The organism is Pseudobutyrivibrio sp. ACV-2 (assembly GCF_900107545.1).
Classification (GTDB): domain Bacteria; phylum Bacillota; class Clostridia; order Lachnospirales; family Lachnospiraceae; genus Pseudobutyrivibrio.
Map to the genome: position 1 here is coordinate 58,912 of NZ_FNQZ01000011.1, position 22,658 is coordinate 81,569.

Genomic DNA, 22,658 nt, shown 5'->3' on the forward strand with positions numbered 1-22,658 from the left:
ATTTATATCAAATACCCGCATTTTTTATCATATTACTATTCTACTGAATTTATAAGTGCAAAAATTTCATTTTTGATTTCTGAATTTACCTTTAAGGCATTTTCACGAGAATCCTGGTTTGAATAGAAGTAAAATTTAATCTTTGGCTCTGTTCCTGAAGGTCTGATAGCAAACCATGAACCATTATCAAGGAATAATCTGATTGCATTCTGAGCAGGAATATCCTCGTAACCATTGATGTAATCGATTACCTTTTCAACCTTTGCTCCTGCTACCTCTGTAGGAAGATTCTCTCGGAACCACTTCATCATTCGCTGAATACGTTTGGCTCCTGGAATACCCTCAAGAATGATATTTGGTTCATCCTCTGCAAAGAAGCCATACTTAGCGTAGATTTCCTGAAGAACATCCCAAAGTGTCTTGCCAGCTTTGCGATAGTATGCAGCTGCCTCAGCAACCATCATACCTGCTGAAATACCATCCTTGTCACGGATGTCCTCGCAGATAGCATATCCAACTGACTCTTCATAACCAAATAAATACGTATATCCGTTATCGTGAAGATAAGGTATTTTTCCGCAAATGTTTTTAAATCCAGTAAGGGTTTCAAACATTTCCACGCCATAAGCTTTTGCCATGATTGTAGAAAGTGTAGATGTAACGATGGATTTAACCATTGCACCTTTTTCAGGGAGTGTTCCTGCATCCTTATGTCCTTCAAGTACATAATTTACAAGCAGATATCCTGTCTGGTTACCATTTAAAGGTACATAGTTGCCCTCACTATCACGAATCTCAATGGCAAATCTGTCTGCATCAGGGTCTGTAGCCATAAGAAGCTCAGCACCAAATTTTCTACCATATTCCTCTGAAAGCTTGAAAGCCTTTGGATCCTCAGGATTTGGATAACCTACTGTTGTGAAATTAGGGTCTGGATTTTCCTGCTCTGGAACGATAGTCCAGTTAGAAAATCCTCTGTCATTAAGCATCTGTCTGAATGGTATAGAACCACATCCATTAAGTGGTGTATATACAAGAGGAATTGTAAGATCAAGTTCATCACCCTCATGAATTGCAAGTGACTCAATCTTGTCAAGATACTCTCTATCGTACTCCTCGCCAAGAACGATAATCTTTCCATCCTTAACACCCTGCTCGAAGTCTGATTTTTTAACACCATTCCACATATCTACCGCATTAATGCATTCTGTCATGCCATCAGCAATCTCTGATGAAACCTGACATCCATCATCCCAATATGCCTTGTATCCGTTGTACTCTCTAGGGTTGTGTGATGCTGTAATGTTGATACCTGATACTGTGCCAAGACGACGAATCATATATGCAAGCTCTGGAGTTGGTCTAAGATCTGGGAAACAGTAAACCTTGATACCGTTTGCCGCAAAAATACCAGCTGCAAGCTGAGAAAATTCCTTTGAAAAATGACGAGGGTCATGGGCTATAACTACACCCTTCTCACAAGCTTCCTTGCCCTTTGATACGATAAAATCAGCAACACCCTGTGTAGCCTTTCCAACTGTAAGGAAGTTCATGCGGTTTGTTCCTGCACCAACCTTTCCACGTAGTCCTGCTGTACCAAATGAAAGATCCTGATAAAAGCGATCCTCCTTCTCCTTTTCATCATCAGAAATAGTAAGAAGCTCTGCCTTTAAAGGATCAGAATCTGTAAGTTTTTCAAGCCACTCGTTATATCTTAAATTGTAATCCATTTTTACCTCCTATCGGAAATTTAGCATTTACTAAATCCTATTTTAACATAAACTGAGGATTTCATATATGTATTTTATATGATTAAATACTGAACGGGCCAGCAAAAAAATAGCTACAGCCTGAGGTTAAGCTGTAGCTATCTTTATATCATATATGAAAAAATGAAGAAGAAAACATTAAATTAATATATACAGTATTTACCGCTCAAAGCAAGCATAGCGAATAGATACAGGCAGTTGTCGTAGTAGCGTCTTTCACCAGTTCGAAGTGGAGTATTCCAAAAATCTTCTACTGCCTTAAGTGCAAACTTTCCATCCGCTGCAAGTGACGCCTGTGCGATTGTTGCAGTCAAGCCAACCGGATGAAGAGCCTTTCCTTCTAAAACTGTACCGTCTATCTCGTATATGCCTCTGGAATTCTCTTCTGGGAGGTTGTAAAAGAATTCCTGTAGGTTGTTGGCTGTGGTCTTGCACCACTGGCCAAATTCATTGTTACTATCGGCCCATTCGAAATCTAAGCCTATGTTTGCAATAGTTCTATATGCATCGCTAAAGAACCAGTCATGCCTGCCGCCAAAATGAATATGGTCTGGATATGGTTTTCCATCATAATAGCTGTACTCTGGTGAAAGGCCTGTTTTTTCATGGCAAGCCTTCTTCAAATAATCACGGCTGGCAGCTGCTGCTTTTTTCCACAATGGTTTATCTTCGGCGAAGCAGTTTTCTGCAAACAGGTCATAGAAATGTGGAAGGTGATATGAAGGATCTGTAAACTCAAGTCCTGGAACAAACTTAATAAGTCCATCCTCATTCCACATGTTGTGGCCACCATACATTTCCTCGTGATGAAGGCAAACCTTTAAGAGCTCCTTTGCCTTCAAGCTATAATTGAATATGCCTTCTCCGTCTCCCCAACGATGACTTGCAAATATAAGTGCCATTGCAAAAAATTCTTCACCATCAGGTGCTGGTCCATCGGCATTTTTTCTTCCACTTGGATCTACTGACCATGCAAAGTATCCCTTATTTTCACCCTTCTCAAGATACATATTTGTCATAGCCCAGTTCCAAAGCTGGTCGAATTCAATTTTTTTGTCCATCTGAACACACATCATCATTCCATAAGAAATGCCTTCTGTACGTGTGTCAATATTTCCTGTATCTACAAGATATCCCATGGAGCCATCTGGGGTTGTCTCGTAAAATTTGTCTGCCCCATAAAATATCTCGTTAAATGTATCATTTACTCTTTTGTCTATTTCCTCCTGGGTTTTGCCTATTTCCAGGAAAAGATTTCTATATGATGTCATGGGTAATTTACTCCGGCATGTTACGCTCTCAATCCTGAGTATAGCTTCGCGCGACAGCACGTCTTGCTACGCAATACTCAGAATTGATAGCTACATGCCTCATTTAAATTTTATAGTGATAATAATTATTTAGTGTTACAAATATTAATTCGTAAATACGAATTATTCTTTAACACCACCAAGTGTAAGACCGGTTACGAAGTACTTCTGTAAGAATGGATAGATACAGATGATTGGAAGCATTGTAACGATTGTAGCTGCTGCTCTTACTGATGTAGGAGTTACTGAGCCTTCGCCTGAGTTCTTCATTGCTTCTGCAGATGAGCTCTGGTTTGAAACTGATGAAAGGAGCTTCATCAACTCGTACTGTAATGTTGTATACTGTGAAGCCATTCTGTTATAGAGCATTGCATCGAACCATGAGTTCCACTGTCCTACAGCTACGAAGAGGGCTACAGTTGCGTAAACTGGCTTACAAAGTGGAGAAATAATCTTTAGGAAAATTGTTGTATAACCAGCTCCGTCTAACTGTGCAGACTCTTCCAAACTGTCAGGAATACCTCTCATGTAGGTTCTGATTACAAGCATGTTAAAGGCAGAAAGCATTCCTGGGATTACGTAAACTGCAAAGCTGTTTGTCAGTCCGAGGGATTTAAAAAGGAGGAATGTTGGAATCAATCCACCGTTAACATACATTGTAACAACCCAAAACAGAGAAACCTGTTTTGCAAAAATGAAATTCTTACGGCTTACGATGAAGGCAAGAATAGCATTTGATACAAGTGCAAGAAGTGTACCGATAAGAGTTCTTGCAACTGTGATGAAAGCACCAGTGATAAGATTATCCTTAGCTAAAACTGTCTGGTAGTTTTTCATTGTAAATACTCTAGGAACAAGGTAGATACCACCACGAAGTGCATCTGTACCATCATTTAAAGAAATTGCAAGAGTATTTAAAACCGGATAAAGTGTGACTACCACGAAGATAACCATAAATAATCCGTTGCAGATTCTGAAAGCTAAATCTGCTGCTGAGATTTTTTTACGTGATTTTGTTTTTGTAACTGTATTCACCTTAGCTACCCCCTTATTCTTGGTGGCACTAAAAATATTAAAAGTCTGATCCATTTTTTACACCTCCTAGAATAATCTCTCTTCACCATGTCTCTTTGCAATATGGTTAAATACTACGATGAGAACAATAGAAACAACGCTCTTAAAAATACCTGCTGCTGTACCGATTGAGTAATCACCCTGGCTGATACCCCATTTCAAAACGTAGATATCAATTGTCTGTGATACGTTCTGTACAAGTCCGTTTCCAAGTAAGTACTGAATTTCGAAACCAGCATTAAGTACGTTACCAACGTTCATAAGAAGAAGAATCATAATAGTTGGCTTGATGCCTGGAAGTGTTACGTTTTTAATCTTTGCCCATCTTCCTGCACCGTCGATAGCTGCTGCTTCATAAAGTGATGGATCAATAGATGTGATAGCTGCTAAATATATAATTGCATTCCAGCCTGTTTCCTTCCAAACATTTGCGAAAGCAACGATTGGCCAGAAGTATTGTTCATGTGCGAAAAAGTTAATTGGCTGTGTAATGCAACCAAAGTGAAGTAAAAGTGTATTGATGATACCTGTTCCTGAAAGAGCATCGTGAAGAATACCTGTAACGATGATCCATGAAAGGAAGTGAGGTAAATATGAAATTGTCTGTACTACTTTTTTGCCACCCTTGCTGGCCATTTCATTTAAAAGTATCGCAAATACGATAGCCATGATAAATGTAACTGCAAGGTTGATTACACCCATTGCAAGAGTGTTTCTGATAACTCTAAGGAATGATATATCAGAAAATAGTAATTTGAATTTGTCTAATCCTACAAACTGTGAATGTAAAAGTCCTGTTACTGGCTTATAATTCTGAAATGCCATAAGCCATCCAACAAGTGGTAAATAGTGGAAAATAATTCCATAAATTGTAATTGCTGCTGCCCAGAAAATAAGCACTCTCTGATGCTTAAATTCAACCATGTTAAAGGTTCTCTTTTTTGTCATAATTCCCTCCCAAATTAGGCTTAAAACACTGATTTTAGGTAAAAATATAGAGGGCATTGATAATTAATGCCCTCTAAGGGTTTATATCTCTACCTTAATAATTCCTATTCGTACTTAGCTGCTTCTGCAACTCTTCTCTCAAGCTCTGTCTGCATCTCTGAAATGAAGTCTTCTGGCTTGCACTCTTCGTAAACCTTCATGTACTCATTCCATCCCTGCTCGAAGTTGTCAGCCATAACAACCTTTGGAAGATACTGATGCTTAATCTCAGTCATCTTTGCCCAAGCTGTACCACCTGGTGTAGAAGTTGTCATTGTGCTTGAGTATGTATACATTGGATACCAAGGACCTGGTGCTGGAGATGTTCCAAGCATTTCTACATAAGTCTTAGCTCCATATGCATCGAAGCACTTCTTGATTGGCTCTGAAAGTCCATCGAAGAATTCCTGCTCCTGTCCATCTGACTTCATAGCATTCTTGCCATCACGGCTTGTTCCAGAATACTGTGGGAAGTATGAGTATGAGCATGTGTGTGAAGCCTTGTAAGCTGTATCTGTTGCCTGCTTTCTCATCTCAGGTGTTCTGTAGTACATTCCATCATCACCTACAAGGTAATCCTGGCCTTCAACACCCCAGAATCTTAAATCATGAATATCCTGATCAAGAAGATCGTTTACAAACTGAAGAGCTCCCTCTACGTCCTTGCAAGATGTTGTGATTGCAAGACCAGATGAAACATTAAGAACTCCGCCTGAGTTGTGCCACTGATTGTGCATTCCCTTTTCGATTGTGATTGGAAGTGGAACGTACTGGCAACCCTTTTCATCAAGACCTGCTGCTTTGATTGCATCCTCGCCTGTGTAAGCGAAATCCCACCACTGATCAATCATACCAAGTACACGACCTGAAGAAATCTTTGCGATGTACTCATCATATGTCTGTGTGAATGACTCTGGATCAACGATACCCTTGTGGTACTCTTCATTAAGCTTCTTGAAGTACTTAACAGCTGTATCTGTTGTGTTGTAGTCGATTACTTTAAGTGTATCTGGATCAACGATAACTGAACCATCATTTGGATAACCATCAAGGAACTCTGGTGCATTCTCTAAACAGAAGTATCTCCAATCCTCACAAAGAATTGTATAAGGGATATTTGCTGTACCATCTTCCATTGTTGGGTTTGCTTCATAGTAGCTTTCGATAAGATCGAAGTACTCATCCATTGTCTCAATCTTTGGATATCCAGCCCACTCAAGAACTCTTGCCTGAATCCAGAATGCTTCGTCGTTGTGTGTACATGAACGCTCTTCACCGTAGATGTTAGAGAACTGTGGAATCCAGTAGATATGTCCATCGCTCTGGCGAAGTGCATCCCACTCCTGCTCTGTAAAGAACTCTTTGATGTTTGGATACTTGTCAATATAATCATCAAGTGCTACAAGTGCACCTGCTTCGTACATCTGAACTGAACCATTACCTGCTTCTACAAAATCTGGATACTCGCCACCAGCGATAAGAGTACCAACTGCCTCTTCTGCTGTCTGACCTGTAAGCCATGTTTCCTTTACCTTGCAGCCTGTCTTCTCAGCAATGATCTGCTGAATCTCATTGTCATCATTGATTTCTGAACCAGGTACAGCAAAGAATGCTGTGAATTCTTTGATACCATCCTTGTTCACTGCTCCACCGCTTGCTGCTTGCTTACCGCATCCAGCGAACATGCTTGAGAGCATTGCAGCGCAAAGTACAGCGCTTACAACTTTCTTTTTCATAAAAAACCCTCCTATATATTTGGGATATCTTCTATCCCTTTGCTATGATAGTATTCTATGACACTTTAATAGTTAAAACATCGGGTAAAGTATAGATAAAGGGGGGAGAAATTTTAATAGTTTCTCCCCCCCCTTTTTTCAGGTTACTAATTCTTGCTTTAAAGCGTAAATACATACCGCAAGAATTAGATATTTTTCTTATATTTTGTAGGTGTACAGCCCATGGCTTCAATGAATTTATTTACAAAATAATCTGCGTCCTTGTAACCTACAGCCTCTGCCACCTCATATATTTTCATATCGGTTTTACGTAGCAGACGGGCTGCTTCCTCGATACGTTTTTTGTTTAAATAATCCTTGAATGAACAGCCATATTTTTTCCTGAAAAGCTGTCCCAAGTAAGCTGAATTAACAAAGTATTTTTCACTCAAATCCTTAAGTGTAAGGTTTGATGCGAAATTCTTTTTTATTTCCTCTTCCACATCACCAAGGACACCTCGTGATACGTTTTTACGAAGCTGACAGAGGTATTCACCATAGGCATATGCCATACGACAAAGGTGGGTTTTGCCTCCTCTGCTGATACCTTCCTCGGAAGTGCTTTCAGATATAATACGTAAAATTTCTTCCTGGTTTACTTCGCTGTCAAGCTCGCTGGCCAGATGAATCAACTGGAATAATAAATAGTTAATATTTAGGTTCATGGTAGAACCTGTTATTCCGATTTTTTGCATTTCCTCGTAGAAGTCATCTACGCATTTACGGATTTCAACGTGCTCTCCTCGCTCAATTGCTGCAATTAATGCATCAAGCTCCTTTTTACAGATGATAAGTCCTGACTCACCAACCTTGTATTCTGCATCATAGAAATAGATGTTTCTTTTCTCTCTAAAGCCCTGGAGAGAATGGAGCATATTTGCTGTACCATAGGATTTTGAAATATTTTTGATGCCATTTACATCCTTGCCTACAAACATGGTAAGAGCAAGCCCGGTATTGGCTAACAAATAGTCTAAAAATCCCTGTAAGTATTCCTCTGTAGTAAGTGAAAGGCGCTGTCCCATGCCTTCACCGTAAATAAGTCCAATATCAAAAATCTGATCACTGTCGGATACATCTCTGATACAAAAAATAGAATCATCCTTCAGATAATCGCAGGCTGCTAAATAAACCTTTGACAGCTGAGCCTTTTTGTCATCATCAGAAGCCTCTACCTCATCATCCTGATCATCAAGCTGTATCTCAACATAACATTTATTTTCATCAATATCTGTTTTGTCTGTAAGATATTCCACATCTGCTGCATCATATTTGCCACTTAAAAGATGCATCAATGTGCGTTCCATATAGGCTTTTTCTTTTCTAAGGTTGTCACGCTTGTGAGTTGTCTTTTCAGTATTCATAGCGGCAACCTTTTTAAGGATAGCTACAAGCTGATCCTTTTCTACAGGCTTTAAAATATAGTCTGTACATTCATATCTAAGGGCTTCCTGAGCATAACCAAACTCGGCGTAGCCACTTAAAATAACAAAATAAGCATCATTCTTTAACTCAGTCCTAAGAGCCTTTAGTAGCTCCAAGCCTGTCATAACAGGCATTTTAATATCTGCAATGATTAAATCCACTGGATTTTCCCTAATATAATCCAGTGCCTCCTGCCCATTGCTTGCAGTGGAAATGTGATAACCTTCCTTCTCCCAGTCAACAAGAAGCTGTAAGCCTTGGAGAATGAATGGTTCATCATCAACTAACAATACTTCTAACATTAATGTAACCCCTTCAAATATTTCACTGGGACTTTTATCGACACAAGTGTACCTGTGCCAGGCTCTGAATCAAGGTCAAAGCTTGTCTCCTCATCTGAAATCATCTTAAGTCTAAGACATGCATTAATAATACCTACTCTGCCCTTTTCCTTAAGCATTTCAATATTGGCAAATCGCATTCTGCGAAGAAGATTTCTGCTTTCATCTTCCTCCATTCCGATTCCTGTATCCTCGATTTCAAGAGTCATAAACTCCCCATCTGAGGAAGCTCTTACAAAAATCCATCCCGGTGTAGTTTTGCTTTCTATACCATGAACGCAGGCATTTTCTACAAACGTTACTATGGTAAGCTTTGGTATCAACAAATTTAAACAATCATCGTCGACATCAATATCAAAAGATAGTCTATCACCGAAGCGATATTTCTGCAATTCCAGATACGCCTTTACGAATTCTAATTCCTGTGAAATGCTAATCTCATCCTCATCCCACTCAGTATATTGACGCTGTAATTTTGCCAGGCGTTCTACCATTTCAGAGGTTTCATTTTCCTGTTTTAATAAGGAATGCATTCTGATACTTTCAAGGGCATTAAACAGGAAATGTGGATTAATCTGACTATGAAGAGCAAGAAGTTCAGCATTTTTTCTGGCAACAAAGGTCTCCTGCTCCTTTAGCTTATGCTGGTATGCCGAATTCATCAGACTACTTACGTATAAAGGAAGACTTACATTAATTAGAATTAATAATAAAAACTGATACCATTTTCCTTTCATGATATTCAGGAAAGGATTATTTTTATTTACGATATCTATAGTAAGATTCTGTCCGTAAATCTCAAAATCCTGGCTATAATCTATCCTTAAGCTTCCATCCTTTTGCATGTAATCTTTATTTACATTGCTATATCTGCTGTTGGTCATGATAATTCTGTTGCTGTCACAGATATAAGCATTATTTTCATAATTCAGGTTTGATATGCTAGAAGCACATTTTGCATAATCAATAATAATAAGCACGAAATTGTTTGACTTGTTATTGTAATAATTCAGGCGCTGAAAATAATAAATAGTTCTTGCTGTTTTACCATCAGCGCGCTTTCTTCTGCCAAAGAAAAGTCCTTTATTTTTTTCTGATGCCTCCATATATTTGTACCAGTCGGTACCATAGGCTTTATCTATTCTGTGGAATTCCGCACCATTTGTGATGGTATCGTTATCCAGATAAATGGAAAATTCAAGCCCTGACTGACCTTCAACAAGCTTTAAAAGTGTATCCTCAAAAAACTGCTGATAATGATTGTAATAATCAAGATTTGATGTGTACTGCTCATTTAAGAAATTATCTACGTAAAAGCTGCTATACAATGCGTTACCTAATTTAGCAGCCTGATCCACCTGATTAAAAAAGGTGTAATTAATGGCATTGGCTTCATTTTCCATCATGTGTTCCTGCGACGCTTTTTCTGCGCGATACACACCTGAAATGACCAGACTGTCTACTAAAAAAATAGGAATTATAACAAATAATATATAAAAAAGTATCAAGCTCTTTTTACTATTATTTGCCTTCTCAACTATCTTCCCGAAAACTGATCTAAAACAACCCATTAATTACACCCTTATTCTTTTATATTTTTTCTAATGTGAGCCAAGCAAAGTCACAGTGATTTGTGCTTTCGTTGCCATTGGAAGATGTGTACATACCAACTGTACAGCCTACAAAGCCTCCTGCTTCCTCTGTGGTATAAGGTAATAAATCGATGTCATCTTCAATGAGAATGTATTTATTATCCTGAACCAGATAAGCCTTTGCCTTTTGATGCTTAACCTGAAGCTCTATTGTTACTACTCCCTTTGGTGCATCAACTGTAGCACTTACCTCTTCCGTTTCCTTAACGTATTTACGGATTTGAACAAGCTTCTTTCCGTTTCTGTTTACAATTTCCACTGCTAAATGATTGGCATGATTTTGGAATAAAACTATTCCACCACATTCGTTTTCATTTGCTGGAGTAAAATCAACTCCTGCATTTACCTTAAACGAATAATCCTTTTGACGCAATCCTAAAAATGAAGGATAGCAGGTTTCCTCTGCTTTTTCTGGGCGAGTGTAAAGTCTTAAGAAACCTGGACGCTCTGAAAGTGAATAGATGTCCTCATTTCTTTTCTCAATACCTACCAAACGATCATCTAATTTATCTGTAAAGAAATGAAGCTCGTCACTCCACTCGTTCTCTGCTGGGAAAGGATGCTCCTCAAATGGAAGTTCAACCTCATCTGTAAGTTTGCCTACACCTGGATTTATCACAGGCCAGCCCTCTTCCCAAACAACCTTTGCAAGGAAAGTCTCACGACCAATGCTACAATGCTTCTCACATGGACGAGATGCAAGCATTACGATATACCAGTTGCCATCCTTATCATCTACAAGATCACCGTGGCCTGCGTAGATGATTGGATAATCCTTACCCAGATTTCTATGGGTGAAGATAGGATTTCTTGGGCAGCCCTCAAACCATTTAAACAATTCCTTAGAACGCGCTACCGAAATGGCATGTTCTGGGCCTGTGCCGCCTTCTGCATGAAGCAGATAATAATAGCCATCCTTCTTATAAAGATGTGGCCCCTCTGGCCAGATAACATCCTTTACAGCACCCTTCCAGATAGCCATTGACTCGCCTGTAAGCTTCATAGTGTTAAGGTCTAATTCCTGAACCCAGATTTCCCAGTCACCATTATAGCGTACTCCCTCTGGATTTGGACGGGTACCTACATAGTAACATCTATCATCGTCATCAAAGAACAATGAAGGGTCAATACCAGGAGCGGCATCCCCAAGATAATATGGTTCTGACCAAGGGCCTGCAGGGTCAGTTGCTGTTACGATAAAGTTACCACCGTGGCTGACATTTGTGGTAATCATGTAATATGTACCTTTATGCTCGCGGATGGTTGGGGCGAAAATACCACGAGAGATTTCGCCACTTACTGGAAGCTGGCTTTCTCTGTCTAGGACGTGGCCTATCTGCTCCCAGTGAGCCAGGTCCTTACTATGAAAAATTGGAACGCCTGGGGCGTATACGAAGCTTGAGCAAACTATGTAGAAGTCGTCACCTACGCGGCAGACGCTTGGGTCAGGATAAAATCCTTTCAAAATTGGATTATGTGCGGTTGTCATAATATGTATTCTCCTTAGGTTGTTTCTCGCCCGTTACGCTATCAAGTCTATAGGGCATTTTTTGAGATCGCTAGCGCTATACTCCTCAAAAAATACCCTATAGCCTTGACAGCTACGGGCTATTTTTACGTTGTGTGATAGATATTTTGACGCGGCTCATACGCGGGTGCGTATGATTACGCTATTTAACGAGGCCAAAGGCCAATATTGTGAATTTCGTACGCACGTCGTCTTCGTCTACTACGACTTTTACGTGATGTGGGGCGGTAGTTTCTTCATCGATTACGATGAGTGGATTGCAGTGGCACCAGCGGTTTACGTATGGGTCAAGGTCGCGGACAAATTTGCCGTCTACGTATACTTTTGCTGTGGCTGCATCTACCTCACCTGAGTCCTTCATGACAAGTACCAGGGATTTACATTCTACGTCCATTTCAAATGGTTCGTGGTTACCCCTGCTTCCATCGTACATCCAGTTAAATGGAAACTCTGGAGTGAGATTTAAATCTAAATCCATCTCTACAGACTGAAGCACTTCATCCGTATATACGAATCCACCTTCCTTGACTCTCACATAACCTGTGTTATCTTTTTTATCTACTAAAAGTACATTGTCAAAAGTGTTGCCTATAGCTGGCGCATCTTCAAGTACAGGGTCGTAAATTTCATCTGCTCCCTTTTCTATAGCTTTTTCCATTATATTAATCAAGCAATCTGCCATTATGGTATGTCCTAAATTTGTTGGATGGAACATATCATAGAAATACTGGTTTTTAGTTAGGATTCTGTTATCTCTGTCATAGAACTGTTCTGTTACAGCATCCTTTACACTTGCCATTGGCAAATCATATCTAAAGCCTACTGGAGAAAGTCTATCCTGAAGGTTGTAGTCATCTGAGAATACAGAGAACATAAGCATTACTGCAGGCTGGCTTGGGAGACTAAGAGCCTTTCTTACAAGGCTTTCATAGCAGTTTCCCTTTGTCTCATCCCCTTCATCGTTTACCGCAAATTCGATAACAACAATATCTGGTGAGATTGCTCCATCCCTCAGCACATCTCTATCAAATCGAATCATTCCAAGCTCTGAAGGTGTTCCGCCTACTCCAGCCTTAATATAGTGAACATTGTTTCCATCTCCCATTAGCTTTTTAAAACCAAGGAATGACTTATATGCGTAGCATTCAGTGTTGATTGGTGTTGCACCTGCGCCCTGAGTGATTGAACCGCCAATATAGCAGATATTTACATCATGACCTGCCTTTGCTTTATCAACAGCTTTTACCAAACGTTTTGTATTTCCAAGGTTCATCAGTGAGCGGTCTATCATTTGCTTGTATTCAGCTGAATTTGTATCTACAGGCTTATCCTCTACCTGCTCTGGAGCGTCAAAGCCATCGTTTAAGAAAAATCTTACAGAAAGATATGCCTTCTGCTCTGGAGCATCTGTATGAACTCTGATTTGGCCTGGAATGTCATCATCATCTGTCCAATCAACATCTGAAAGATTAATACGCTCCTCTTTTGAATTCGTATTTACGTTAGCAATGAGATTTGCTCCGCCACCGTATAAATCCTTTTTTCCATACATCTGGAATACGAATTCAGCCTGCTTATCCTTATCCTCCATTTCAATTGAAACACCTACTGAATGAATCAGCTTTTTGAAGCCATCAACTGTTTCGAGAAGCTTCAATTCTGTTTCATCAGTAACATTTCCTGTGAAGCTGGCTGCGCTAATCATTCGTCCATCACTCTGATAAAGGAACGAAACCCCTTTGCCTTCCTCATCAGATTGAGTAAATATTTCTTTATCTTTGATTATGTAAAAATATGGTCTGCTTTTTTCTGGGTCTGTTGGTGCTTTTACTATTTCCATTACATTATCCTCCTTATTTTTGCTGTCACCGTAGGTGACTGATGAGGGTCACCTTTAGTTACGCCCTCATCCGCCCTGTCGGGCACCTTCCCCCATAGGGGGAAGGCATTTTAATACTCTACTTCGGTAACATCTCCACTTAAAACTACATCAAATTCATCACAGCTTCTTCCAGTCAGTTCAGCACTTCTTTCATCTGGCTGTTGTCCACCTACGTAGATTTTGAATTCTCCTGGTTCTACAATGCATCGTCCTTTTTCATCGATGATTGCAAAATCTCTTGCATTTAATTCAAAGCTTACTTCTTTTGATTCCCCTTTAAGAAGTGATACATTTTTAATTCCTCTTAGGCTGAAGTTTGCTACTCTGGTGCTAGCCTCAACATCCTTTACATAAAGCTGAACTGTTTCATGGCTGTCATAATCACCACTGTTTTTCACTGTCACCTTTACTGTAAATGTATCTCCAATATTTCCTTCAGATTTATCAATAGAAGCATCTGTATAATCAATCTTGGAATAGCTAAGTCCGTATCCAAATGGGAAGAGTGGTGTTCCCTTAAAGTATCTGTAGGTGCGGCCTTCCATAGAGTAATCGCTGAAGTCTGGTAAATCAGCATCTGATTTGTAGAAGGTAACTGGAAGTTTTCCTGATGGACTGTCCTCACCAAACAGCACTTCAGCTATAGCCTTACCGCCTCTGGCACCTGGATACCAACACTGGATTATCGCATTTACGTTTTCATTAGCCCAGCTTAAGTCCATCGCAGAACCAGCAAGAACTAAAAGTACTACAGGCTTTCCTATCGCAGTGATTTTCTCCAAAAGCTCCTGCTGCACGCCTGGAAGCTTAAGTCCCTTTTTATCGCCACTTCCGAATTCGTTTCCAGCGTCTCCTTCCTCGCCTTCGATTGTGGCATCAAGTCCAAGGCACATCACTACCACATCAGAGTGCTCTGCCACTGTCATTGCCTCAGCAAAACCATCCTTTGCTTCGCATAATCCCTGCAATCTATCCTTCCAAAGATGAGCACCTTCTGAATGGAATACCCTCACATCATCAGCTACATATCTTTGGATTCCCTCTAAAACAGTAATATATTCAGAGGATGTTCCTTCATAATTGCCCAAAAGAGCTATTCTTGAATTTGAGTTTGGACCTATAACACCGATTGTTTTAAGTGACTCTTTTTTCAGTGGAAGTACTCCATCATTTTTAAGAAGTACTAAGCTTCGCTTTGCTGCCTCTATCGCAAGATTGATATGCTCCTTGCACTCTACCATTTCGTATGGAATATCATCATATTTGCTTCCTCTTTCTGGAAGTGTTCCAAGTCTGAGGCGAAGCTCAATCAATCGCTCCACTGATTCAGTGATGGTTTCTTCTGTAACAAGACCTGCTTTGTATGCATATATTAGCTTTTCATATACACATCCGCAGTTCAAATCACAGCCATTATTAACGGCAAGTGCTGCCGATTCTACTTCACAGCCTGTTACCTTATGGTTTTCATGGAAATCCTTGATTGCCCAGCAATCAGAAACAATATGTCCTTCAAATTTCCAGTCACCTCTTAAAATATCCTTTAATAGTCTCTTGCTGCCGCAGGCTGGTTCACCGTTTACTCGGTTGTAAGCTCCCATAACAGATTCAACCTTTGCATCTGCCACAAGACGCTTAAATGCATAAAGATATGTATCATATAAATCCTGGTCATTTACCTTGGCATCAAAATGATGTCTGTCAGCCTCTGGACCTGAGTGAACAGCAAAATGCTTAGCGCAGGCTGCTGACTTTGGATTGTCAAAATCCTCTCCCTGCAATCCCTTTACATAGGCCATTCCAAGCTGACCGGTCAAATATGGATCCTCACCGTAGGTTTCATGTCCACGGCCCCATCTTGGGTCACGGAAGATATTCACGTTTGGTGCCCAAAATGTAAGACCCTTGTAAATATCTCTGTCATCATGCTTTGAAGACTCGTTGAATTTTGCTCTACCCTCTGTAGATGTAACATCACCAATGGACTGAACCAAAGCCTCATCGAATGTGGCTCCAAGTCCAATAGCCTGTGGAAATACTGTTGCATCCCCAGCTCTGGCCACACCGTGAAGGGCCTCATTCCACCAGTTATATCTTGGAATGCCCAGCCTATCAATTGCCGCTGCATGATAAAGCATCTGGGAACATTTTTCCTCTATTGTCATCTGGGAAACTAATTCCTTAGCCCGCTTCATTGTTTCCTGATTCATTACATAATCCTCCTGCAATATTTCATATCTATATATAATTAAAGTTCGTTTTTAGCCTGAACAGCCTCAAGCTGATGATTGAATTCACGACTGATATAATATAAAGAAACTGTTGTGCAAAGAAGCCAGATAGCAAGTCCCCACTGTATATACCATGCGCAAATAATATAAGGTAAAAATGTCACTATAAATATCAATACCATTCTTGGGAAATTTAAAAGTGCCATCACCATAGAAGCCTTGAACAGCTCTTTTAAGGTCACTTTAAATCTTGCCTCAAAAGCAAACATGCAATATGCCACTGACCACACTACAAAGCTAAGCACTCCAAGGGCTGCCTTTCCTATAAATGGCATGCTCTTTCCTACACCGTAAAGTACGTTGTACCAATCCAAAGCAAGAATAATTCCTACAAAAAGCACAATCATCCATGCTCCTGTAACCTGGAAAAAGTTTTCTTTAAATGATTTGAAATAGCTTTTCACAGCACTTGGCTCCTCGCCTCTGGCTATTTTCATAGAAGTATAAAATTTAGCCGTGTGGGCTGCCCCCATGGTAATTACAGGCAATGATAAAAGCAGTGTCAACAGATTGATGATGATATAATCTGTTACCTTACTTAAGAATTCCATTACCTCACTGTCTGGTCTAAAAAAGCTCATAAAAATCTCTCCTTTTTTCCGTGTTATAATGAATTTTAAAAAAAAATCCCACTACCATCCACAGATAAACTGTAGATAATAGTGGGATAAATTATAGTCATAAATTCAGGATAAAATCCCTACTTTTTATTCTTTAATCCTTTTACATAAGTAACAAGCTCATCCTTTGCTTTTTTGTTCAGACTCTCCATCTTTTTAACCACCTCATACTCGGCAGTTCCCTCACTTGCAATGATAAATTCCACTTCACCTGCTCCCTTTGAAGGAATAGAATCCTGTAATAGTTCAAAAGGTGAAATATCAAGCGCATCACAAATCAGCATAATCTTTTCAGCTGCAGGATTTGTCTTTTTTCTCTTCCAATCACTGATGGTAGACTGGGCAATACCTGTGGCAGCAGAAAACTCCAGCTGGGTCATTCCCTTTTCTTCCATAACCTTAAATAATCTCTCACTTATAATCATATCTAACCCCCCGTCCTTTATTATCGTACATACGATATTGTATTTACGATAATTATAACCTAATGAATATTAAGCCTGCAGTGAATTTTCTGTTAATTTATTATGAATACAGCATTTTGTCGTTATATTAGATAGTTGTGCCACACTTATGGATATATGATACGTCTGTGAAAGACATTTGTTTTTATATGTAAGACATTTTACTGGATTTTATTTCTTTAATGTGTTAAAGTATAAAAGTATAAACACTGCATAATAGGAGGATATATGGATAAGTTTTTAGCAACAGTCGAAAGCGTTAATAACTCGGTTAATGGATTTGTTTGGGGACTTCCAATGCTTGTTCTTCTGGTTGGAACCGGCATATTAATGACCTGTCTTACCAGATTTTTCCAACTTTCTCATTTCAAGCACTGGATTAAAAATACAATAGGTGGCATTTTCAAGGATTCACATGTTACTGCCCACACAGGTAAAGAAGATACACAGATTTCTCAGTTCCAGAGTCTTTGCACTGCTCTTGCAGCCACAATCGGTACAGGAAATATTGCCGGTGTAGCAGCTGCTATTGCATCAGGTGGTCCTGGAGCAATCTTTTGGATGTGGATTGTAGCATTCTTTGGAATGATGACAAACTTCTCTGAAAATGTTCTTGGAATTTACTATAGAAGAAGAAATGAGAAAAATGAGTGGTGCGGTGGTGCCATGTATTATCTCAGTGATGGACTTGGTTCTAAAAAGGGATGTAAGAAATTAGGTTCAGGACTTGCAGTTTTATTCAGTCTATTCTGTATACTTGCATCTTTTGGAATCGGAAACATGGGACAGATTAATTCCATCGCTGTAAATATGAATTCAGTATTTGGTGTTCCTTTTATTATAACAGGTATTGTACTTATGATTTTTGCCAGCCTGGTTATCGTAGGTGGTTTAAAGCGTATTGCAGCCGTAACAGAAAAGCTTGTTCCATTTATGGCTTTGATTTATATGGTTTGTGCAATCATTGTCTGCCTCTTCCATATTGATCAGTTTGGAGCTGTATTTACTTCTATCATCAAGGGCGCATTTGGAATGAGAGCTGTCGGCGGTGGTATCGTAGGTAGCGGTGTTGCCATGGCCGTCCAGTTTGGTATGAAGCGTGGTGTTTTCTCAAACGAAGCAGGTCTTGGTTCATCAGTAATGGTTCACTCAAGCTCAAATGTTAGAGAACCTGTTGTGCAGGGTATGTGGGGCATTTTCGAAGTATTTGCTGATACTATTGTAGTTTGTACAGTAACAGCTTTTGCAGTTCTTTCAAGTGGACTTGTAGATTTAAATACTGGTGCAGTAATTTCAAATCAGGTTTCTACAGCTCTTGTTGCTGAGGCTTTCTCAACAGTATTCGGAAGGTTCGGATCTGCATTTATCGCAATTGCTATTGTTCCATTTGCTTTCTCTACAGTACTCGGCTGGAGCCAGTATGGTAGCAAAGCTTTTGAATACCTCTTTGGAATAAAGATGATTAAATTCTACAAGATTGTGTTTGTAGCTTTCATCGTAGTTGGTGCCACAATGGATTTAACACTTGCATGGGACCTTTCAGATACCTTCAATGGTATGATGGCTATTCCAAACCTTGTCGGTGTGGTTTCACTCAGCGGCACAGTTATGAAAATCACTCACAACTATGTTCAGCGTAAGATTTTGAATAAGGATGTAAAACCTATGCTTTCAGCCCTTGATGATATTCAGGAATTACACGAACAGGAATTAAAGGATAAAGAAATGCTTAAAAAAGCAGCTAAAGAAACAGCTTAATATGAATATAAAAATGACTTGGCAGCAGAATTTGCTGTCAAGTCATTTTCTATCCGAGCAGTTCTAAGAAATCTGCTTCTGTCATCTTTGAAATAATATTTGTTTCACCTGAAAGAATTTCCTCAGCCAAATCACTTTTCGTATTTTGAAGCTCCACTATTTTTTCCTCAATAGTACCTTTTGTAATCAGCTTATACACTGTTACTGTCTTCTTTTGTCCAATACGATGTGCTCTGTCTGTGGCCTGATTTTGAGCTGCAAGATTCCACCATGGGTCATAGTGGATGACCATATCTGCTCCTATCAAATTAAGCCCTGTGCCTCCAGCTTTTAGAGATATTAAAAATACATTATTTTCACCCTCATTAAAACGGTTTACAAGGTCTATTCTATCCTCTTTTTTTGTGGAGCCTGTAATCTCAAAATAATTAATATGCGACTTCTTCAAATCCTTTTTTAACAGGTCAAGCATAGTTGTAAACTGAGAGAAAATCAAAATTCTATGCCCTGCTTCTATGGCTCTTTCAACCAAATCAAGACAAGCCTGACGCTTTGCTGATTCCCCCTTATAGTTTTCCACATAAAGAGATGGGTCACAGCATATCTGTCGCAAACGAGTCATCTCTGCAAGAATTTTCATTTTCGCTTCATTAAAGGATTTATCCTTTTTAGCCTGCTCTATCATCACCTTCAGGTGCTGCACCTGAGCATCATAAAGGGTTTGCTGCTCAGCTTCCATCACAACAGTCTGCTGTTTTTCAAGCTTTTCTGGAAGCTCCTTTAAAACATTTTCTTTTAGTCGTCTAAGAAGGAATGGAGCCACCATTTTCTTTAAGCGCTCTGAGGCATTCTTGTCTTCATATTTTACTATCGGTGTTTCAAACTGGCGCCTGAATTGTTCGTATTTGTATAGGAAGCCTGGCATCAGAAAATCAAATATACTCCAAAGTTCGCTGAGTCGATTTTCAATAGGAGTGCCTGTAAGAGCAAGTCGTCTCCTGCTGGTGATTACCTTTACTGCCTTAGCAGCTGCTGTAGTGTGGTTTTTGATGTACTGGGCTTCATCAATTATTTCATAGTAAAATTCATGCTCCTCATACAAAGCCACATCTCGTTTTAGCAAATCATAGGAGGTGATGAGCACCTGATACTGATTCGCATTTACGATAATCTCTTCTCGTTCCGACACAGTTCCTGCCACTGCAACCACCTTCATCTCAGGTGCAAATTTTGAGAATTCATCAACCCAGTTGTACACTAAGGATGCAGGGCAAACTACCAGAGATGGCAGGTCTTCTGATGCATTTGCATCCATATAATGCTTGTACAGAAAGCTTATGGTCTGTAAGGTTTTGCCAAGTCCCATGTCATCACATAGGATTCCACCCAGGCCGTATTTTTCCAGAGTACTTATCCACTTAAATCCTGTCTTTTGATAATTTCTCATTATCTTTGAAAGACTTTCAGGTGCTTTAAACTCTGCATCCTTTACGGTCTTAAATCCCTTTACAAGCTCTTTGAAATGATCGTCTCTGTCCTCATAGATTCCATCATTTTCCTCTAAAAGCTTGTCCAAATAAAGGGTACGATATACAGGCACATGCATATTATCCTTAAGGAAATCCTTCTCGGAAATCTGTAAAGTAACCAGCATATCATCAAGGGTGGCCAATGCTTCATCATTGAGATTTACATAGCTATTATCACGAAGCCTGTGGAATTTTTTCTTGGCTCTGTAGCTGGCAAGGATTTCAAGAAGCTCATCCCTTGAAATATCATCAGAGGACACCTCTAAATCAAGCATACCCTTTGACAATGATACTCCCACTGAAAGCTTTGTTTCTCTGAATATATTCACATGCTGGAATGAATCAGTAGCCTGGATGTCACCTAGTTTTGCAAGCTCTGCAACACCATTTGTAACAAATTCATAGATTAAATCCTCATCCTTGTTGCAGTGGAATAAATCTCTATCTTCATTTATAAAAGGCAAAAATCTCTTTACGATGCCAAGGGCTTCGTTTTCTTTAGAAAATATACGTTCAACACCAAGTGTTCCGGCTGTATCCACAGTCAAGCCATCGCAATCTATAACGTTGTACTGATTATCCCCATATTTAGCAACGGCCTTGCAGGTAATATTTCCCATATCGGCATCCAGATAAAAAGTAAATTCCACATCATTTGAAAGATATTCATAAATCAAATCCCTATCCTTCTCACGAATATTTGTAAATGTAGCTAATTCTGGAAGAATGGTATGGTAAAAGTCAGACAAATAATTTCGTCCTATCTCCATATGAACAAAATCAGTTACCCGACCTTCCAATAAAGGCTGCATCTTATCTGCAGTTTCCTTTGGAATCCTGTAAAGATTTACGCCATCAACAAAATATCTATAGGATGCTCCGTAATATAGTCTAGGTAAAGTGATATCTGCTCTAACTCCGGAGAATTTACGACTTTTGCCCTTACCTATAAATTTAGGGATAATAGTCATGTCGAACTTAGGATTCTTTTCCTTAAAATGAATAACGGTTTTTCCATAAACCATATCTTCATAATCAAAGCCTCTGCTATTAAATTTATCAAAGAAATCATCCAGTCCCCGACCTAAAAGTGGAATAAACTGCTTTATTTGATCTGGACTAAAGTAGCCAAAGCTTCTGTCTAAAAAATCATCGGCCATTGATATTTTGTAGCCATCTTCTATACGGCTAATAGTATCACCAATATAATCTATGTATTCCTGTGATGTCTTATCAAAGTTTTCCCTTGCCAGTGGCAATGTGGTGGATTTGCCAAAGGTTTGAGTAGTGCCATTAGTCACATTTCTATAAAATTCGGAAAGATTTTTTACAACATAAAGCTTAGTTGCTCCTACTCTAAAGGACAGCTCAAGCCCTGTATGGGTCGATTTGATTTTAGGCACCAAAGAAAGAGTCCCACTAAATGAACCAACAATTGATGCTGCCACGCTTCTTGCCTTTACATTTTGGAAATTTTTAAAAAGTCTAATGGTTCTATCGTCCGTTGCATCCATAAGACGTTGATTTTTAAGGGCCTGATAGGCGGCATAAAACAAAGCCTTTGTGTGCTTACAAGGCTTTTGCCCCCAATAATAATTCATTGAGCTGCTGCAGCTAGGGCAACCACAGGAAAATCCAAAAATATCCTCCTGTGAAACACGAAAGCCAACACCTTTTTCTCCTCTATCCTCAGGATTTTCTTTGGCATATCCAAAGACCTGAATAGATGACTCATCCATAAGGGATCTTGTGGCAGCTGCCATGTGATCATAAACTACCAGCCCTTTTTCAAGCAAAAGTAGAGCTTCCTGCTTATCCCTCTCCTTTGGAAGAAGCTTTTTTTCTATTTCCTGCAAATCTATATAAGAGTAATCATCCTCTAAGTCCTGCCGTACCCATTTATCGCGCAAATCAAGATTTACCTTTTTAAGTTCAGACTCCTCCTGCATTTGTGCAATCTCATCCTTGCAGACTTCCTCATATTTAAGGAGCACAGCCACCTGATGCTTACATCTGCCGCCATCCAAAGCATAGGGACAATTGCAGGATGCTGCAAGCACCGTATCATCGTCAAGTGCCAGTCTTACAGTATAAAGAGAAGTGCCAACCACAAATGCCTGATAGCCACCTGCAGTTTTCTTTAATTCCTTTACACGGTTTTGTCTGTAATACTGCTGGCCCCTTCTAAAAATAGTATCATCAAACCAGCTTCTCCAATCTTTTCCCATTTTACACTCCAAAATAACAATCAAA

General features: G+C 39.5%; 14 protein-coding genes. 1 reads left to right on the plus strand and 13 read right to left on the minus strand.

Translation table 11 applies throughout. From position 1 onward, the window contains the following. Nucleotides 1-35 precede the first annotated feature (35 nt). The 12 genes from BLV53_RS12005 to BLV53_RS12060 all read right to left on the minus strand — a co-directional run bounded on the left by BLV53_RS12005 (nt 36) and on the right by BLV53_RS12060 (nt 17,079). Entirely contained in the window at nt 36-1,730 is a 1,695-nt protein-coding gene (locus BLV53_RS12005) for a phospho-sugar mutase (protein WP_090301178.1), read from the minus strand. Between the two features lie 182 nt (nt 1,731-1,912). Continuing rightward, complete coding sequence (locus BLV53_RS12010) at nt 1,913-3,040, minus strand: glycosyl hydrolase family 8 (protein WP_090301180.1); 1,128 nt, start codon at nt 3,038-3,040, stop codon at nt 1,913-1,915. 162 nt (nt 3,041-3,202) lie between these two features. Further along, on the minus strand, nt 3,203-4,168 hold the full coding sequence (locus BLV53_RS12015) for a carbohydrate ABC transporter permease (RefSeq protein ID WP_090301181.1): 966 nt from the start codon (nt 4,166-4,168) through the stop codon (nt 3,203-3,205). A gap of 12 nt (nt 4,169-4,180) precedes the next feature. Next, the gene (locus tag BLV53_RS12020) at nt 4,181-5,101 is read right to left on the minus strand and encodes an ABC transporter permease (protein WP_090301186.1); all 921 of its coding nucleotides are present in this window, start codon (nt 5,099-5,101) and stop codon (nt 4,181-4,183) included. A gap of 104 nt (nt 5,102-5,205) precedes the next feature. Further along, complete coding sequence (locus BLV53_RS12025; protein ID WP_090301188.1) at nt 5,206-6,876, minus strand: extracellular solute-binding protein; 1,671 nt, start codon at nt 6,874-6,876, stop codon at nt 5,206-5,208. Between the two features lie 185 nt (nt 6,877-7,061). Continuing rightward, nucleotides 7,062-8,642: a response regulator gene (locus BLV53_RS12030; protein WP_090301190.1), complete on the minus strand. Its 1,581-nt coding sequence runs from the start codon at nt 8,640-8,642 to the stop codon at nt 7,062-7,064. Then, a complete protein-coding gene (locus BLV53_RS12035) occupies nt 8,642-10,252 on the minus strand; it encodes a sensor histidine kinase (RefSeq protein ID WP_090301193.1) in 1,611 nt (536 codons plus the stop codon). The genes BLV53_RS12030 and BLV53_RS12035 overlap by 1 nt, the downstream gene beginning before the upstream one ends. A gap of 19 nt (nt 10,253-10,271) precedes the next feature. Next, complete coding sequence (locus BLV53_RS12040) at nt 10,272-11,822, minus strand: glycoside hydrolase family 43 protein (RefSeq protein ID WP_090301195.1); 1,551 nt, start codon at nt 11,820-11,822, stop codon at nt 10,272-10,274. Between the two features lie 181 nt (nt 11,823-12,003). Next, nucleotides 12,004-13,701, minus strand: coding sequence for an SGNH/GDSL hydrolase family protein (locus BLV53_RS12045; protein WP_090301197.1), 1,698 nt, complete (start codon nt 13,699-13,701; stop codon nt 12,004-12,006). 110 nt (nt 13,702-13,811) lie between these two features. Further along, entirely contained in the window at nt 13,812-15,953 is a 2,142-nt protein-coding gene (locus BLV53_RS12050; RefSeq protein ID WP_090301200.1) for a glycoside hydrolase family 3 C-terminal domain-containing protein, read from the minus strand. Between the two features lie 38 nt (nt 15,954-15,991). Next, the gene (locus BLV53_RS12055; protein ID WP_090301202.1) at nt 15,992-16,615 is read right to left on the minus strand and encodes a DUF624 domain-containing protein; all 624 of its coding nucleotides are present in this window, start codon (nt 16,613-16,615) and stop codon (nt 15,992-15,994) included. A 119-nt stretch (nt 16,616-16,734) separates the two neighbouring features. Beyond that, nucleotides 16,735-17,079 carry a helix-turn-helix domain-containing protein gene (locus BLV53_RS12060; protein WP_090301204.1) on the minus strand — a complete coding sequence of 115 codons (345 nt, stop codon included), beginning with the start codon at nt 17,077-17,079 and terminating at the stop codon, nt 16,735-16,737. A 267-nt stretch (nt 17,080-17,346) separates the two neighbouring features. Here BLV53_RS12060 and BLV53_RS12065 point away from each other — a divergent pair, with 267 nt between their 5' ends. Then, a complete protein-coding gene (locus BLV53_RS12065) occupies nt 17,347-18,876 on the plus strand; it encodes an alanine/glycine:cation symporter family protein (RefSeq protein ID WP_090301206.1) in 1,530 nt (509 codons plus the stop codon). 49 nt (nt 18,877-18,925) lie between these two features. On the opposite strand, the gene BLV53_RS12070 is transcribed toward BLV53_RS12065, so the two are convergent. After that, nucleotides 18,926-22,633, minus strand: coding sequence for a DEAD/DEAH box helicase (locus BLV53_RS12070; protein ID WP_090301208.1), 3,708 nt, complete (start codon nt 22,631-22,633; stop codon nt 18,926-18,928). Between the last annotated feature and the right edge of the window lie 25 nt (nt 22,634-22,658).

What these genes read in the sequence shown, in the direction of transcription:
- BLV53_RS12055 (WP_090301202.1), bottom strand. Translation starts at nt 16,615, where the DNA reads ATGAGCTTTTTTAGACCAGACAGTGAGGTAATGGAATTCTTAAGTAAG.
- BLV53_RS12015 (WP_090301181.1), bottom strand. Translation starts at nt 4,168, where the DNA reads ATGGATCAGACTTTTAATATTTTTAGTGCCACCAAGAATAAGGGGGTA.
- BLV53_RS12005 (WP_090301178.1), bottom strand. Translation starts at nt 1,730, where the DNA reads ATGGATTACAATTTAAGATATAACGAGTGGCTTGAAAAACTTACAGAT.
- BLV53_RS12065 (WP_090301206.1), top strand. Translation starts at nt 17,347, where the DNA reads ATGGATAAGTTTTTAGCAACAGTCGAAAGCGTTAATAACTCGGTTAAT.
- BLV53_RS12070 (WP_090301208.1), bottom strand. Translation starts at nt 22,633, where the DNA reads ATGGGAAAAGATTGGAGAAGCTGGTTTGATGATACTATTTTTAGAAGG.
- BLV53_RS12045 (WP_090301197.1), bottom strand. Translation starts at nt 13,701, where the DNA reads ATGGAAATAGTAAAAGCACCAACAGACCCAGAAAAAAGCAGACCATAT.
- BLV53_RS12040 (WP_090301195.1), bottom strand. Translation starts at nt 11,822, where the DNA reads ATGACAACCGCACATAATCCAATTTTGAAAGGATTTTATCCTGACCCA.
- BLV53_RS12020 (WP_090301186.1), bottom strand. Translation starts at nt 5,101, where the DNA reads ATGACAAAAAAGAGAACCTTTAACATGGTTGAATTTAAGCATCAGAGA.
- BLV53_RS12060 (WP_090301204.1), bottom strand. Translation starts at nt 17,079, where the DNA reads ATGATTATAAGTGAGAGATTATTTAAGGTTATGGAAGAAAAGGGAATG.
- BLV53_RS12025 (WP_090301188.1), bottom strand. Translation starts at nt 6,876, where the DNA reads ATGAAAAAGAAAGTTGTAAGCGCTGTACTTTGCGCTGCAATGCTCTCA.
- BLV53_RS12010 (WP_090301180.1), bottom strand. Translation starts at nt 3,040, where the DNA reads ATGACATCATATAGAAATCTTTTCCTGGAAATAGGCAAAACCCAGGAG.
- BLV53_RS12030 (WP_090301190.1), bottom strand. Translation starts at nt 8,642, where the DNA reads ATGTTAGAAGTATTGTTAGTTGATGATGAACCATTCATTCTCCAAGGC.
- BLV53_RS12050 (WP_090301200.1), bottom strand. Translation starts at nt 15,953, where the DNA reads ATGAATCAGGAAACAATGAAGCGGGCTAAGGAATTAGTTTCCCAGATG.
- BLV53_RS12035 (WP_090301193.1), bottom strand. Translation starts at nt 10,252, where the DNA reads ATGGGTTGTTTTAGATCAGTTTTCGGGAAGATAGTTGAGAAGGCAAAT.